The organism is Arcanobacterium ihumii (assembly GCF_900604515.1).
Taxonomy (GTDB): Bacteria; Actinomycetota; Actinomycetes; order Actinomycetales; family Actinomycetaceae; genus Arcanobacterium_A; species Arcanobacterium_A ihumii.
In genome coordinates this window covers 794,358-810,274 of record NZ_UWOS01000001.1, presented here as the reverse complement: position 1 = coordinate 810,274, position 15,917 = coordinate 794,358, and the positions used below count along the sequence as shown (strand labels likewise).

The window sequence follows — 15,917 nt, the reverse complement described above, 5'->3', positions numbered from 1 at the left end:
GCGTTCGCTCTTTCCTAGGAACCTCTTAAAGAATTGCAACGTGGATTGGAGAACATACTATTTGATCTCCGTGAAGCCATACTTTTCCAGAATTTTCTTGCCTTCAGGTGAATTAACAGCTTTGATAAATGCTTTGGCAGCTTCGGAATTCTGGCTCTTCTTAATCTCTGCAATCATATAGAAATTGCGAACCTTATCGGTGCCCGGTACATCAATCACTTCAACTTTCTTTCCTGAAAGTTTAGCGTCGGTGAAGTAAACCATCCCGGCGTCGGCTTCCCCGGATTCAACCTTGGTGCGCACTCCCGTGACGTTCTGTTCTTCTGATACAGGATTGAGCTTGATACCAAGTTGTTCTTCGAGTTTCTTGGTTGCTTTTCCGCACGGAACTTGGCTCGCGCACATCACGAATTTCTTTCCCTCAAGGTCTTTCAAACCGGTAATGCGTGCAGGGTTACCGGCAGGAACAATGAGACGTAGGGTGTTGGAGGTGAACTTCTTTGGCTCAATCACGAAGTTATCCACCTTGTGCATGTTGTTTTCATCTGCCGATGCAAAAACACTGGCTGGAGCTCCGTTCTTAATTTGCTCAGCAAGGTTTGATGATCCATCAAAAGAGAACTTAACGTCAATGTTTGGATTTTCTTTATGGAGTACATTATCTACGATGTCTGGGAATGCGGCATTCAATGAAGCTGCTGCGAATACCGTGATTTCAGTCTTTGCTTCCTTATTTCCGTCGGGTTTAGCATCTGTTTCACCAGCTCCACAAGCTGCTAGGAGTGATGCTCCGATTGCAAGAGCTATTGTGGGTTTAATAATGCGCTTCTTTGTAAAACGTGAAAAGGTCACGGAAAAATCTCCTTGAATTGTTTGAATAGACTTATTTACCAGTGTAATTACTAATCATCCATAATGTGAACACCCTTTGGTGTATTAGGAATGTGACTCGCGCTGAGCTACGATACTGCTAAGGATTTCATCAAGGAACAGTAAAGAGGAAGTAATGAACGGTAGGAAAATTACAGCGGCTGTCATCACCATCTCGGATCGCTCTGCCGCGGGTCAGCGCGAAGATCTATCAGGGCCTTTGGCAGTGAAGCTTCTCTCTGAAGCCGGTGTTGAAGTTCAGTACACCGGTATTACCCGTGACGACGTTCGAGCGATCGCTGAAGAAGTCCAAACCGCAGCTATTCATGAAGTTGACTTTGTGTTTACGACAGGCGGAACAGGCATTGCCCCACAGGATTTCACTGCACGCGCGATGGACACCCTGCTTCGCTTTGATATTCCTGGAATCGCAGAAGCCATTCGTTATGAAGGGTGGAAGCGTGGAATTCATGGCGCCGCTCTTTCACGTGGACGCGCAGGAGTGTTGGTTACCGGCCTGCACCGCGTGTTAGTGGTCAACGCACCAGGATCACCGAACGGTGTTAAAGATGCTCTAAACGTCCTCATCCCGATGCTTGAGCACACTATCTCTCAGATGCACGGAGAAGATCACTGATCTGGTAGACACTAACCATATCTCCCCTGGTTACGAATACGGTCTCGTCGTCGACGACGGCGAGGGCGTTCGCTTGGGCTAGAGAAGCTACCAAGTGGGAACCTGATCCCAGGGAATGGATCGGTGTGATCTGAAGTTCACTGCCGTTTGACGTTAAGCGACCTGGCAGGTACTGACGTCGGCCGCTCGCTGACTTCCAGTCTGCACCGGCTTTAACTTTAACTGGTACGGCTCTTGAAACCTTGGTCTTTCCAAGCATTGCATCCAGTACCGGGCTCACAAAAAGGAAGAACGATACCGCTACCGAAACAGGGTTTCCTGGTAGGCACAGAACGCAAGTTTTGTGTTCGCCGTCGGAAACTAGTCCGTGACCTTGTGGCTTGCCTGGTTGCATTGCAACCTTTTGGAAAGTGAAACCGTTTGCCAGTCCAAATTCTTTTACCGGATCGTACGCGCCCATCGACACTCCGCCAGAGGTAATAACTATATCCGCTACCGCGGCTGCTTTGATCAGGGTAGCTCCGAAGTTTTCGGCGGTATCACATGCTCGGAAAATTCCCACAACCTCAGCACCGGCCTCTTGGGCAAGGTGGCTGATCAACACAGAATTTGAATCAGGGATCTGACCTTCACCAAGTGCTTCGCCTGCGTCAACAAGTTCCGATCCCGTGGAAATCACAGCGACGCGCGGTTTTTGACGTACCTCAACGCTTCCGTGACCGGTGGAAACAAGTGTTGAAAGCGCATAAGCATTCAATGTGTGACCAGCTCGTAAAACAACGTCGCCAACATGAACATCCTCTCCGGCACGTCGGATATTTTGCCCAACCTTTGGGAGAATGTTGATCTTGACGGTGTCTGGCATCCTAGAGGCGCCGTGAGGAGCGTTGGTGTCCTCAACCTTGATGACGGCGTCTGCCCAGCTTGGCACGGGTGCGCCGGTCATAATACGCGCCGCTATGCCCAGCGTTCCAGTATCGGTACCTTGGGCATCGTCGGCATTCTGGTTATCGCTTGAATTTACGGAATATCCTGCTGCGATATCGGTAATTACCCGAAAATGATAGGGTGCTTCTCCGTAAAAATCTGCGGTCCGCACAGCAAAACCATCCATTGCCGAATTAGTGAATGAGGGAACGTTCAATTCAGCATGTACGTCAGATGCAAGAGTATAACCTGAACTTTTGTGAAACGGAACGCGAATGGTTTCTGTTAGCTTCGGCTGAAGATTATTAAAAATAAGCGCTTCGTATTCTTCGGGGGTTATCAACATTTTTCTTCGAGCTCCTCTTCGAATCCTGGGCGAATCCAATTGCCGGATCGTCCGCCCGATTTGTGGGTGATCAGGCAGTCAGTGATCGCAGCTGATCGATCCACACCCTTCACCATGTCTACGACGGTAAGCGCAGCAATGTTAGCAGCAGTCAGAGCTTCCATTTCTACGCCGGTGCGATCAGCGGTACGAACCAGGGTTTTAATCAGGACGTGGTCTTCGTTCAAAATTACGTCCACTTCGGCTCCGTGAACACCGATAGTGTGTGCAAGTGGAAGAAGATCTGGAACCTTCTTTGCGGCAGCAATACCTGCTACCCGAGCTACGGCAAGGACGTCGCCCTTTGGAACTGTGCCAGTGCGCAGGGCTTCCATTACCTGCGGCGAACATGTGACCTTTGCTTGGGCACGCGCGTGACGCACAGTTGGTTGTTTGGCGGTAACGTCAACCATCCATACTTTGCCTGATGAATCTAGGTGTGTAAATTTAATATCGTTCATGAATCCTCCGTAATCCATGCTAGTGTGTTTTGAGGTTTTTGAAGAACTTCGCAGATTCAAGGAGTGGATGATGATGGCGACTTCACAGGTTCGAGGAACCGGGATTTCCGAAACCGCATTGGATACCGCGGCGATTGCTGCTTTGGTGGACGACGACGCAGCGGGTGCCAGCGTAGTATTTGAAGGTAAGGTGCGCAATCACGACGACGGTCGCGGAGTGACAGGGATCGAATACAGTTGCCACCCAAGTGCCGATGTTGTTATTGCGGAGGTTGCTAACGAGATAGCGGCTAGACATCCGGAAGTCTCGGTTGCGCTATATCACCGTGTTGGGGTTTTAGGTATTGGTGACCTAGCGATGGTTGCGGCTGTTTCGAGCCCTCATCGAAGGGAATCGTTTAAAACAATTGTGGAATTAGTTGATTTGATCAAGGAAAAGCTCCCGGTATGGAAGCGCCAAGTATTTACGGATGGAACCGATGAATGGGTGGGATCTGCCTGATTCTGAATGGCTATTACCTATAGGGGTAGGCTAACCACCAATTTCAGACATGTAACGTTCTGGTTGGACAAAGGATGGGTCATCAATTCCGTGACCTGGTTTTTTAAGTGCCATACCTTCCTGCCAAACACGTGCAATTTCTTCGTCGGAAGCGCCTGAGCGAAGCAGTGAGCGGAGATCGGTTTCTGCATTTCCGAATAAGCAGGTCCGCATCTGACCATCCGCAGTGAGTCGGGTGCGGTCGCAGGTGGTGCAGAATGGCCGTGTCACCGAGGCGATAATACCAACTTGACCGGCGGGGTGATCTTCACCTTCCGCTACATTCCACAAACGGGCTGGTGAATGAGGATCATAAGATGCCGTTGTGAGTGTGAACTGCTCGCTAAAAATCTCCAAAATTTCCTGTTCAGGCACCATGTTTGAACGAGACCACGTCTCGCGCGGACCAAGTGGCATTTGCTCGATAATTCGGAGTTGCAAACCTCGCTGAAGTGAAAAACGAAGCAGAGCATTTAAACCGTTTTCGTTCGCTCCACGGAGTGCAACCGCATTAATTTTGATCGGGGTCAGACCAGCTTTTTGAGCAGCGTCGATTCCTTGAAATACGTCCTTCAAACGATCTCGATGGGAAATGTGAGCGTAAGTTTTAGGTTGAATAGAATCTAGTGAAATATTGACCCGGTTTAATCCTGCTTCTGCCAGTTTCTGAGCTTGTTTGTCAAGACCCAAGGCATTGGTTGTGAGCGCAAGATTGGGTGAAGTACCTACACTGGTTCGAAGCGAATGGGCGAAAGCAACAATTTCTTGGAGTGACTTTCGCAGGAGAGGCTCGCCTCCGGTGAAGCGGATCTTTTCAATCCCGAGCATATTCACAGCAATGGCAAGGAGTCGTTGGACTTCTTCGGTAGTCAGAGTTTCCTCGGTGGGCAACCAATCGAGCCCTTCGGGAGGCATGCAGTAAGAGCAACGTAAATTACATCGATCAGTTAAAGAAACACGTAAATCGCGAGCTACTCGACCCCAGTTATCGCGGAGTTCGTAGACGGGTGACGAGACAGTACCGCTCACGCTAATTCCTTTCCGCGATATTGTACCTTGATTATTTTTATCAATGCACATTAGCCTAGCGAGGATTTGGAGGGGAACATAATTTAAATCTACAGTATTGATCACGTTTTGATTTGAAAGTGGGCATACCCAACATATTTATAAATAACTCAAGAGAATGAATTATGTGAGTCTTTCTTTTTGTAAATAAAAACCGAAGGTTATTAAGTATGTTTTTAAATAACTTTCTCCTGCATCATTATGAGTGTCGGTCGTGCTATGGGTGTAATATGCAGGTATTTTATTGTGATTTTGTATATTTATGAATTTTTGGTTAATCTGCCACGGAAGGAATGTGAAATATCGGTTTTTAAAAGTACCGAAACCGACCTTTCAAAAGTTAATAACCTGCGAATAGTTTGGTATGTTCATTTTGTAAGGTTTGTCTGATTGTATAGAAATGGCAGTAAATTATGAGAGTGTCCCCACCAAAAGGATCAGGCGTCCTTTATAACGCCATTGCGAACCTTTCACCCGCCCACCAGGCAATGTTGAAGTATTTGTCTACTTTCCTTGAGCCACTATCTATTGCGGAAATCGCAGAGCTTCAAGGTTTGCATCAGAACTCGGTTCGCGAAAGCATTGACGCTCTCACGGCTGCAGGTTTAGTGGAGCGTAGCAAGATTGAAACTAGTGGACGAGGGCGTCCGGCTTGGGCATACTATACGACTGCCCCTGAAACTGATGTTGTAACAGATGCATATCTGACAAAGTTTGTTCGTGGCATGTGTGAGATGTTGCGTGAATATGCTGATGATCCAGAAATGAAAGCATATGATATGGGGAAAGACTGGGCTGAAGAGCTTCGTCCCCATACGGTCGCATTTCTTGAAGATATTGGAATTGAGTTCTTGGACGTTTCAAAGGTTGATGATAAAAAGTTACTAAGTATCATTCGCCTGCTTGCCTCGGTTGCTGGGCATGATGCTGTATTGAAACCACATACAGAAGCCACTGTTCAGATGCGCGCGTGCCCATTTGTTGATGTTGATGGTGGTATTGATCCAATAATGTGCGAAATGCATCGTGGGCAGCTTGAGCGTTTTACGTCAGTAGTTTCTGGTGGCCGCAAGCAGCTTTCCCTTTCTCCGATGTTCCGTCCGGGTGTTTGTGAATTCTCGCTACGAGATGCTGAAGAAGCGCAGTGATCTGTAGCGAATTCTATAGACCTAGTTTTCTGATGTGCCTGAACTCGATAAGCTCTATGTAAGAATCAGTACCATGGGCTAAGAGAGAGCAGGTACATCTTGGCATCACAAACACCTTTTATGGAATCGCATAACGAACAGGCTGTTGGGTTAATTGGTCTTTCCTATGCGGATGTTAACGCTCGTATTAAGCGGGGTGATGTTAATAAACGACCTCCAAAAACGGGAAAGACTGTTTCAGACATTATCCGAAGTAATGTTTTTACTCGAATTAATGCTATTCTTGGCGTTCTTTTTCTGATGGTGATCGTAACAGGTTCTTGGATTAACAGTGCTTTTGGTCTATTAATCATAGTTAATTCCCTGATTGGGATTGTTCAAGAATTTCGAGCCAAACGTACTCTTGAGTCGCTCAGTTTAATTGGTGAGGAACGTCCAGTCGTCATAAGAGATGGAGAAGAGCAAGAGATCCATCAAGATGAACTAGTGGTTGACGATGTAATCGTTATCAAAGCTGGATGCCAAATCATTGTTGATGGTGAGGTTGTTGCAGATGATTACCTTGCCGTGGACGAATCGATGTTGACGGGCGAATCCGATCCGGTGGTTAAAAATACTGGAGATATTGTATATTCGGGTACGTTCGTCGTCGTTGGTACGGGAAAATATCGTGTAACTAAGGTGGGCGCTGATTCTTATGCCGCGCAAATAGCGGCTCAAGCGTCGAAATTTACTTTGAAAAAGTCCCAACTCCAAGCTGGTATAGACGTAATCCTCAAATATATTACGTGGATATTGATACCCGTTGGCATGTTAACAGTAATTGCGCAACTCGGACATCATGGTTCAAATAACTGGCGTCAAGTTATCCTTTCTATTACTGGTGCGCTTGTTCCTATGGTTCCCGAAGGGTTAGTGCTTATCACTTCGACGGCATTTGCACTCGGAGTAATTCGATTAGGAAAACGTCAGTGTTTGGTACAAGAGCTACCTGCGATTGAAGGGTTAGCTCGCGTCGATGTTGTGTGTGCAGATAAGACGGGAACACTCACGGAGAATGCTTTAGAATTTTCACAACTTCTTCAAGTCGGTGGGGAAGCACAGCAGGGCAGTTCCCAAGTCTTAGCTGAATCTATTTTGGCACAAATGGCATGGGCTGATCCTGATCCAAACGCCACAGCTTTGGCTTTGCAAAAGGCATTCGATGAGCCTGCCATGAAGTGGGTTGTAGTTGGACGCAAGCCATTTAGTTCTGCAGATAAATGGGCGGGAATTTCTTTTGAGGAAGACGGCGTCCGATCTAGCTTTGCTTTTGGGGCTCCAGATGTATTGGATCCGGCTGGCATTGTGAGAGACCAAGCAGAGTCCTTTGAAAATAAAGGTATCCGAGTATTGCTTGTAGGACGTTTAAAGAACAGTGGTAGTGATTTCTCTTGGGAATCTGCCGATGTGGCTGAAATTCCAAACAAAGTAGTCCCAATTGGGTTGGTATTATTTGATCAAAAACTGCGTACTGACGTTCCTGACACCCTCGCCTTTTTCCACGAGCAGGGTGTTGAACTGAAGATTATCTCAGGGGACAACGCTAAATCGGTTGCTGCTGTGACGCGACGTCTAGGGGTTGACGTTGGTGATCCAGTAGATGCCCGGACTCTTACCGACAGCGATTCTTTTTCTCAGAGAATTGAGGAAGGTGAAGTTTTTGGAAGAGTGCGTCCCGACCAAAAGCAAGCGATGGTTCGGGCATTGCAGCATAATGGGCACACTGTCGCAATGACTGGTGATGGTGTTAATGATGTTTTAGCTCTTAAAGATGCTGATATTGGTGTTGCCATGGGGGAAGGTTCTGCTGCTGCTCGTGCTGTTGCAAAGATAGTGCTACTGGATAATAGATTTGCGACGTTACCATACGTCGTTGGTGAAGGCAGACGCGTCATTGGGAATATAGAACGTGTTGCTAATCTATTCCTAACTAAAACTATATATTCCGCGCTGATTGCGATCCTGGTAATTATTGCGGCGGTGCCGTTTCCTTTCCAGCCGATCCATGTAACGATTACGGGATGGTTTACGATCGGTATTCCGGCATTTATTTTGGCGCTTCCGCCCAATAATCAAAGAGCCCGCGACGGATTTGTTCGGAGGGTGCTTTGGTTCGCCGTGCCAGCCGGAATTATTGTGGCTATCAGTTCTTTTGTTACCTATTTAGTAGTCTCAGGTGGGCAAGTATCGCCGGATCATGTTCAAGAATCAACGGCTGCACTAGCTGCTCTTATTATTCCATCAAGCTGGGTTGTTGCTTTGATCGCGCGTCCCTGGAATTGGTGGAAGTCCCTACTGGTTTTCCTTCCACTTGTTGCTTATGGTGTTATCTTTACATGGAAATTTACACAACGATTATTTCTTTTGGATTCCTCTAACCTCCAAATGATGTTGATAGCAGTAGGAATCGGCGTAATCGGCGCAATCTCGATTGAAGTGTTATGGAGATTTGTGACGCAACGAGAAGTTGAAATCAATTAGAAGCGGTTTCTAAAAAGTGTTACAAGTCATATTTGTGTGATTTGTGGCGGATTCTCAGCAAAAAATATGACGGATTTGTTGGGAACCATATATTCCCAGCGAATTTTCAGAAAGACTTGTGGGTAATCCTAGGTTGCCCATTAATACTTGTATCAACGGCACGGGAAAGGAATTCCTACTCCGAGGGTTCGTCTCCTGCCGTTGCGTGTATGAGTGCAAAGTGAGAACTGGCGGTCATTGTTTTGGAAGTAGTGCCCCAAGGCAAAACGATCGCCTCCCCCTGGAAGAGGGGCAACCAATTGCGTGGATGGTTGCCCCTCTTCCTTTTATGTAGAGAGCTTCACTTATTGCTTTATTTTTCTGTGATCCAAGGGATACATTTCTAGATCTTCGATAGAATACTGTATGTCAGAAGGGAAGAAATTTGGAATTTCAAGAATTGATTACAGCAAGACATTCTGTGCGAGCGTATTTGGATAAGCCTGTACCAGAAGAAGTGATTGCACAGGTGCTAGATGAGGCTCGGCATTGTGCGTCGTGGAGTAATACACGTGGTTACATGTTAGGCGTTGCTACGGGAGATCGTCTCCATCGACTCAGCGAGCGGTATATTGATGCCTGGGAAAAATTTGTAAAGGAATCTGGCGTAAAAGGGTCACAAGGCGATTCGGTATTTCCTGACGGTGATTTCGAAACTTGGAAGAAATATCCGGAACAGTTACGTGGCAGAGCTATTGCAAATGGTAAGACTTTTTACGGGCATTTGAATATTATGCGTGGTGATGACGTTGCCCGCCTTGCACAGCAACGTGATAACTACGAATTCTTTGGAGCGCCAGTGATTATTCTGGTGTTCGTACATCGTGGCTTACTTCCATTCACAGCTCAAGATGCTGGCATTATGCTCGCGCATTTAATGTTGTCGGCCACATACCATGGGCTTGCCACCGTGCCGTTGGGTAATTTAGCAACGTGGCGTCATCCGGCCGATGCAGAGTTTGAGGTTCCCGAAGATTATGCACTAATAACAGGCTTGGCCATGGGGTATGAAGATACTTCGGCTCAAATAAATACCTATCGCGCAGAGCATCCGTCTATACCGTTGGTTGAGCCGAAAAACAATTAACCAATAATCGATCGTATTTCAAGTGCGGGGGGGGTGAAAGGAATAATCCTTTCACCCCCCCCCGCAATAAGGTTGGCTAAATGGTTCAAATTACTTCTTTGAGCCACGAGCTCCCAAGTAGATCGAAATTGCAACAACCGCAAAGATTGTCGATACAATCCAGCGGATCCAGTCGATTCCGGGTGTGTCTGCCGAGTAGTTGAAAAGTTGTAGAACAAGGTTTGCAACAACTACGCCTACTGCACCAAGAAGCATGGTCCATAGAATGGAAATGTTTTGGTTACCCTTCATGAAAAGCCGTGCAAGAGCGCCAATAACAAGTCCAAAGATAAGAGTGCCAATAATGTTTGCTACCATGTTATTCTTCCTTCATTTTCCGCACATCCCGAGGGGTGCGTGGGCTAGAGACTTTCTCTAGCATTGCCCTTCGCAGTTGTTTTTAAGCTTCCTAGCAATGAACTAGGTATCTAAGATATAACTGATGTAGCGAAGTGCTCTGATAAATACTCTACATGGGGATTAGTACTTAAGCCCTAAGATTTATGCTCAGGGTGAGAATTGGGACGGCATTAAAAACAGTGCCGGCCCACGAAAAATCAGCAAATATTAGAGTGCTGCTTGGATAGCCGGAACAACCTCGTAGAGATCTCCAATGATTCCGTAGTCGGCTTCTTGGAAAATCGGTGCCTGCGGATCCTCGTTGATTGCAACGATAATACGAGATTCTCGAACGCCTCCTGTGTGGTGGATTTGCCCAGAAACCCCAATTGCCATGTAAAGTTCTGCGGTAACAGGTTGCCCGGTTAAACCGATGTAGGAATCAAACCATCCGTGACCCTCGGCGAGTGGACGTGTAGCTCCCACCTTGGCATCAATCGTTTTAGCTAGCTTATTGATCATCTCAAGGTCTTTTTCTTGCGCGATTCCACGACCGACGCCAATTACACGCTCAGAACGGGAAAGATCGGATGACGACGAAACAGCAGGTTGAGTTTCAACGACCTCGACGCCTTCGGAAGCTTGAAGAGAAACCGTCTCGACGTCTGTTGAACTACCGCAGGGAATATCGCTACTAGGGAGGACCAGTCCAACCGGTCCTTGAGCCTTAACAGTTTCGAGTGCCATGCCAGCAACGGAAACACTTGCACTGCGCTCAGACGCACTCCACGCCGACGCCGAAGAAATCCAAGCTCCATTGAGTGCAACCGTTGCTGCAGTTGCGAGTGCCCGCTCGGATGCAAAATCTGCAGCGAGGATAGTGTCTGCACCTTGCTCTTTAAGCCATTGACCCACAGTAGGGGCGTAGAGCTCAGGAAGTTGGAGAAGTGGAACGTGCACGATGCGTGCAACCGGGGTGTTCGAGAGCTGTGAAGCAAGGGTTTCGTCGCCCACGATTAATAGGTTAGCTTCGGGACCTGCTGCTTCAACGATAGCTGAGATGCTTGCAGAGCTGCTGGCGATAATCCAAGTAGACATTCTTACAACACTCCTTCTTCACGAAGAGCAACAACGAGCTCGCTCGCGGCTTGACCAGAATCGAAAATAACGTGTTTGCGGGCACGGACCTCTGGCTTCGCCGTCTTGATAACGCTAGTTGTTCCAGCTGGAGCTTCAATATTAAGGGAGGCAAGGTCTAGCTTGTCAACTGGCTTCTTGCGTGCAGCCATCATGTCCTTCATACCGATAAGCGGGATGGAGGATGCATCTGTGGTGACTGAAAGAACTGCGCATGACGAAAGTTTGAGAACTTGGTGCGCGCCTTGGAAGTGACGTGTTACTTCCAAATGGGAGTCCACTGACTCAATTGAGTTCACGTCGGCAAAGGCAGGTACACCTAGGTAAGCAGCTAGGAGCGCTGGGACTGCGCGGCCACCGACGTCAGCAGAGGCATCGCCCGTGATGATGAGGTCGACGTCTCCGATGGAGCGGACGGCGGCAGCAAGCGTACGTGCGTACACATCAGGTGTAGCGAACAAAAGAGAATCATCAGCTACGACGACGAGGCGATCAAGTCCACGTGCCGCGGCTGCCTGAGTTGCCTTAGGGGCCGCACAAGAGGAATCGCCAGCGGTAATCCCGATGAGCTCAGCGCCGGTAGCGTCGGCAAGAATGCGTCCAACACGCATCGCTACTGGATCGTACTCCGAAATAGAACGTTTCTTTCCCCAATTGACGACGCCGTCGTCGGAAACTAAGGCGTCTTGAGGATTTGCTGCCCATTTGTAAGCAACTACGATTTTCATCTTATCTGCCCTCTCAGTTATGCCTTTCCATTGTCCACTACCTCAGAGAGAAATGGAACGCTCATGTGAAAATGGAGACGAATCGCAAACTCCGTGATTCGTTGGAAATGCTGATCGTGAACAAGTCCAATCGTGTAAATAGTTCGAACCAAATAAGATACCTCGCAACGCGGCAAACCGAGTTGCGAGGTATCAAGTGGTCGGGGTGGCGGGATTTGAACCCACGGCCTCTTCGTCCCGAACGAAGCGCGCTACCAAGCTGCGCCACACCCCGAAAGTAGTGCGCATGATTTCTCATGCAACTGCTCCATAATATCTGAAAATAGAGCGTTTGTGAAAATTTGTGGTCCTCGAGACGTGTATTAAAGACTTATGACGTCCATCTGAATAACTTCAGGGGCACAGAAGGTGCGCCACGGAGTAAAAGGTGACGTTCCCATTCCAGTAGAAATCTGCACGATCGCATCGTGTGGTTCTTCGTGCGAGCTCCAGCCTATAACTGCGCCGTCTCCGTGTATTGGTTGGAAATTTCCAAGTGGCCACCGGAATAGACCAGATGCGAAGCGTTTCGGAATATCACAATTAGTAACCAGTGCGCGGTGACCCGGCAAACAAATCTGACCGCCGTGGGTGTGCCCAGCGAAGATCAGATGGCAGCCGTCGTCCTGCATCTGGTTGAGGATACGGCGGTATGGAGCATGAGTGATGCCAATCTGAATGGAATGCGGCCCGATTTCGTGCTTTGCTGGGATTGGTTTCGGTAAGCAGTCACGGCCAATATGCGGATCGTCCACACCAACGAAATCAATATCCCACAGGCCCACATTGAGGTGAGCTCGCGCGTTATTGAGATTCATCCACCCCATCTCCTCCAACCGGGAGGTTAGTTCTGCCGTTGGCAACAGGGCAGGAGATTTCTTAGATTGATTCCATTCATTGGAGTTCTTCACTAAATATCGAAATGGGTTCTTTAGCTGCGGTGCATGATAGTCATTTGAGCCGAACACAAAGACGCCGGGAACGCCCTTAAAGATTGAGAGCGCTTCCATCAGCGGTTCAATAGCTGTAGCCTGGGCAATAAGGTCACCCGTGATAATGATCAGATCCGGTGCTTGAACATCAAGGTTACGTAAAAAAGCAATACGCTTTGCTTGACGTGTTAGCAGGTGAGTGTCGGAAATATGTAAGATACGCAGTGCATTCGCGGCAATTCGTGCTTCCTTTACCGCGCGCTCTTCGTCGTCGGCAGTTTGAATCTGGGTGGAACCGTCAGGAACCAAAACTGTGCGGCGTCGTAATTTGTATGAGTGTGCGTGAACTGCGGAACCGCCACAGATACCAGCTGCAAACACAAAGGGTGCTGCCCAAAGGAAAGGCTTCAGTCTCACGGCTTCGGTCCTTGAGAAACGACGAGGTCAATAGAAGAGCCTGGCTCCACGGTGGATCCAGCTGCCGGGTTGGTACTGATCACGGTGTTCTTTGGCTTATCGGACCAAGCGCCTGAAGCAGTCACCTTATAACCTGCGTCACGCAAGGCTTTAGCTGCCTGGTTCATCTCTTGACCGGTAAGGTTTGGAATGCCGCTAGCTTGTTGGTTCTGTTGCTCTTGCGCCTTTTTCTCTACCTCTGCGTCAACTGACGTCGTCACTGGCGCAGACGGTGACTTGAAGGACGCGGCTGGCTTTCCAGCTAGGTAGGCGTTATTAAAGTCCGCAAAGGACGACGCTGCCACGGTTCCACCGTAGAGAACGGAATAGAAGCGTCCGTTAACTCTAACGTTAAGCATCGGCTCATTGCCGGTCATGTGTCCAGTCCAGACAGCGGTTGCAAGCTGAGGAGTGAATCCGACGAACCACGCGTGGTAAGCATTATTTGCGGTACCGGTTTTACCAGCAACCGGGCGCCCGTCGGCTAGTCGAGCTGCGGTACCGCTTCCATAGCGTGCAGAGATAACTTGTTGCAGAACAGAGGTAGTCTTACGTGCCACTTCGGCATCAATTGCTTGGCGGCAGTTAGAATCTTGCTTCGCCAAGGTCTTGCCGCTGCGGTCGCGAATTTCCGTAAAGGAAATTGGTGTACACATCTTTCCATCAGCCGCAAGAGTCGCTGCGGCGTTAGCCATGGACAGTGGGGTTACTGGGTTCGTACCCAGAATCATACTTGGGTTGGGAACGAGTGGAAGAGGATCGCCTTCCTTAGCTCCGAGTGGAGCTAGTTCGGTAACGTCCTTCGCGGTTGCCAAGGAACCACGTTCAACACCCATATCCTTCGCGATCTTTGTGATGTCACAGAGGTCTAGCTGGGTAGCCATTGAGGCAAAACCAGCGTTTAACGACCGGGCAGTGGTTTCGGCAACGGTGCGCATTCCGCCACCTTCACCCTCGTTGTTCTTGGGGCCGTAGGGACCGGCGAGTTCCGGCATACAAGAAATTTTCCAAGCCGAAGCAGGATAGTTTCTCTCAGAGGTGTTTACCTGGTCAGATGCGCTCTTTCCAGCATTAAACCACTGGGCCAGGGTAAAGATCTTGAACGTTGATCCTGCTTGGAAGCCACCCCCGCCACCACGTGAGCGGCCAACGTTAACATTCAACTTCGTGGAATTAGGATCTTCTTTTGAAGCATCGCCGTATCGTGTATTTTGCACCATTGCCAAGATTTTTCCGGTTCCTGGTTCAACAGCGCTAATAGATCCCTGAATTGACGATGGGTCGTCAACAGGAAGATTCGAAGTAAGTCCTTGATAGGCGTCGTTTTGCGCCTTAGGATCAAGCGTCGTCATAATCTCGAGTCCGCCGCGATAGAGAAGACGTACGCGTTCGTCCCGTGATTTTCCAAATTCGGGGGAGTTAAGAACGTCATTAACTACGGTCTCACAGAAATATGCGGCATTTCCAGCAGCAGCACATCCGTTAGGGGTTGGCGTTACATGCAGCATCTGCTCAACAGGAACTGCGATAGCGGCATCACGCTGTTCCTTTGAGATGTAGCCGAGTCGAGCCATTTGGCTTAGGACGACGTCTCGGCGATCCTTAGCTTCCTCAGGGTTCTTAATTGGGTTCCAGCGGTTAGGCGCCTGGGTGATTCCAGCCAACATTGCAGCTTGTTCAAGTGTTACCTGGTTGGCAGGAACGGAGAAAAAGTATCGTGATGCGGCTTCTACACCCCATTGTGAAGGACCAAACTGAGCGATATTTAAGTATCCGGTGAGGATCTCGTCTTTGGTACGCTGCTTTTCGATGGCAATTGCGTAGCGTGCTTCATTAAGTTTACGAGTAAGCGTGGTCGCAGTTGCCTGATCGATCTGCTCAGCATCGTTTGCGATTCGTCCTTCTTCGATCAGTGCGTTCTTTACATATTGCTGAGTAATTGATGAACCGCCGGCAAGATTTCCACCGGTGAAGTTATTGATCGCAGCACCCAGGATTCCTTGGGCGTCAATGCCGTTGTGTTGCATAAAACGTTCGTCTTCGATGGAGATAACGGCATTTTTAATCATCGGCGAAATGTTCTCTGAACTGACGACGATGCGGTTCTCCGCGTAGAAACGAGCGATTTCAGATCCGTCAGAAGCGCGAATAACCGACTGCTCAGAAGGGCGAGTGAAATCGATCTTGGTTGGAAGGTCATCGAATAGTGTGAGTCCGGCATTGGTAGCGGTACCTGCGGACGCAACCATCGGGATTGCCGTGGCTGCAACCAGCAGACCTCCGGTAATACACAACGCGATAAACGAGCCTACAACTACCAAGAGTTGCATTGCGCTCATGTTTTCATCTCGAGAACTTCTTGCCATGTAGTTCAGAATACTTGGTTTGTGTGCCAATTTCGCGTGCCTGACCACGAAGTGGCAGATTTTGTTCTAAATCTTGCAAAACTTAGCTCCACTGCCCTATGTTCGAGCCAAAAATCATTTGCTTTTTCCGGATTTTGCATGCGTATTTTCGGTTTGTGAGACGGTGAGAACTAGGTATAAATCGCTATATCCTGC

At 48.5% G+C, this 15,917-nt stretch carries 14 protein-coding genes and 1 tRNA gene; 5 read left to right on the top strand and 10 right to left on the bottom strand.

Annotated features, from left to right (window positions below; all coding sequences use genetic code 11):
- Positions 1 to 57: 57 nt before the first annotated feature.
- Positions 58 to 852 carry a molybdate ABC transporter substrate-binding protein gene (gene modA, locus EIH22_RS03610; RefSeq protein ID WP_235001757.1) on the bottom strand — a complete coding sequence of 265 codons (795 nt, stop codon included), beginning with the start codon at positions 850 to 852 and terminating at the stop codon, positions 58 to 60.
- A 154-nt stretch (positions 853 to 1,006) separates the two neighbouring features.
- Here modA and EIH22_RS03605 point away from each other — a divergent pair, with 154 nt between their 5' ends.
- On the top strand, positions 1,007 to 1,507 hold the full coding sequence (locus EIH22_RS03605) for a MogA/MoaB family molybdenum cofactor biosynthesis protein (protein ID WP_124054423.1): 501 nt from the start codon (positions 1,007 to 1,009) through the stop codon (positions 1,505 to 1,507).
- Here the strand turns inward: EIH22_RS03605 and EIH22_RS03600 are convergent.
- Positions 1,476 to 2,780, bottom strand: a complete 1,305-nt coding sequence (locus EIH22_RS03600; RefSeq protein WP_124054422.1) for a molybdopterin molybdotransferase MoeA — start codon at positions 2,778 to 2,780, stop codon at positions 1,476 to 1,478. The two genes, EIH22_RS03605 and EIH22_RS03600, sit on opposite strands and share 32 nt — an antisense overlap.
- Complete coding sequence (moaC, locus tag EIH22_RS03595; RefSeq protein WP_456061854.1) at positions 2,774 to 3,280, bottom strand: cyclic pyranopterin monophosphate synthase MoaC; 507 nt, start codon at positions 3,278 to 3,280, stop codon at positions 2,774 to 2,776. Before moaC ends, EIH22_RS03600 begins: the two co-directional genes overlap by 7 nt.
- Positions 3,281 to 3,353: 73 nt before the next feature.
- Between moaC and EIH22_RS03590 the strand changes: the two genes are divergently transcribed.
- Positions 3,354 to 3,782, top strand: coding sequence for a molybdenum cofactor biosynthesis protein MoaE (locus tag EIH22_RS03590; protein WP_200829159.1), 429 nt, complete (start codon positions 3,354 to 3,356; stop codon positions 3,780 to 3,782).
- A gap of 30 nt (positions 3,783 to 3,812) precedes the next feature.
- On the opposite strand, the gene moaA is transcribed toward EIH22_RS03590, so the two are convergent.
- On the bottom strand, positions 3,813 to 4,850 hold the full coding sequence (gene moaA, locus EIH22_RS03585; RefSeq protein ID WP_235001756.1) for a GTP 3',8-cyclase MoaA: 1,038 nt from the start codon (positions 4,848 to 4,850) through the stop codon (positions 3,813 to 3,815).
- A gap of 458 nt (positions 4,851 to 5,308) precedes the next feature.
- On the opposite strand from moaA, the gene EIH22_RS03580 reads away from it, so the two are divergent.
- The 3 genes from EIH22_RS03580 to EIH22_RS03570 all read left to right on the top strand — a co-directional run bounded on the left by EIH22_RS03580 (position 5,309) and on the right by EIH22_RS03570 (position 9,686).
- Positions 5,309 to 6,037, top strand: coding sequence for a helix-turn-helix domain-containing protein (locus tag EIH22_RS03580; RefSeq protein WP_124054419.1), 729 nt, complete (start codon positions 5,309 to 5,311; stop codon positions 6,035 to 6,037).
- A gap of 120 nt (positions 6,038 to 6,157) precedes the next feature.
- Complete coding sequence (locus tag EIH22_RS03575) at positions 6,158 to 8,560, top strand: HAD-IC family P-type ATPase (RefSeq protein ID WP_124054418.1); 2,403 nt, start codon at positions 6,158 to 6,160, stop codon at positions 8,558 to 8,560.
- A 460-nt stretch (positions 8,561 to 9,020) separates the two neighbouring features.
- Positions 9,021 to 9,686: a nitroreductase family protein gene (locus EIH22_RS03570; protein ID WP_235001755.1), complete on the top strand. Its 666-nt coding sequence runs from the start codon at positions 9,021 to 9,023 to the stop codon at positions 9,684 to 9,686.
- Between the two features lie 90 nt (positions 9,687 to 9,776).
- Here the strand turns inward: EIH22_RS03570 and EIH22_RS03565 are convergent, their stop codons facing one another.
- The 6 genes from EIH22_RS03565 to EIH22_RS03540 all read right to left on the bottom strand — a co-directional run bounded on the left by EIH22_RS03565 (position 9,777) and on the right by EIH22_RS03540 (position 15,722).
- Entirely contained in the window at positions 9,777 to 10,043 is a 267-nt protein-coding gene (locus EIH22_RS03565; RefSeq protein WP_124054416.1) for a GlsB/YeaQ/YmgE family stress response membrane protein, read from the bottom strand.
- 249 nt (positions 10,044 to 10,292) lie between these two features.
- Positions 10,293 to 11,162: an electron transfer flavoprotein subunit alpha/FixB family protein gene (locus tag EIH22_RS03560; RefSeq protein WP_124054415.1), complete on the bottom strand. Its 870-nt coding sequence runs from the start codon at positions 11,160 to 11,162 to the stop codon at positions 10,293 to 10,295.
- 2 nt (positions 11,163 to 11,164) lie between these two features.
- A complete protein-coding gene (locus EIH22_RS03555) occupies positions 11,165 to 11,929 on the bottom strand; it encodes an electron transfer flavoprotein subunit beta/FixA family protein (protein WP_124054414.1) in 765 nt (254 codons plus the stop codon).
- Positions 11,930 to 12,126: 197 nt separating this feature from the next.
- Positions 12,127 to 12,203: transfer RNA gene (locus EIH22_RS03550), tRNA-Pro, on the bottom strand.
- Positions 12,204 to 12,291: 88 nt separating this feature from the next.
- Positions 12,292 to 13,317, bottom strand: a complete 1,026-nt coding sequence (locus EIH22_RS03545) for a metallophosphoesterase (protein WP_124054413.1) — start codon at positions 13,315 to 13,317, stop codon at positions 12,292 to 12,294.
- Positions 13,314 to 15,722, bottom strand: coding sequence for a transglycosylase domain-containing protein (locus EIH22_RS03540; protein ID WP_124054412.1), 2,409 nt, complete (start codon positions 15,720 to 15,722; stop codon positions 13,314 to 13,316). Before EIH22_RS03540 ends, EIH22_RS03545 begins: the two co-directional genes overlap by 4 nt.
- Positions 15,723 to 15,917 lie beyond the last annotated feature (195 nt).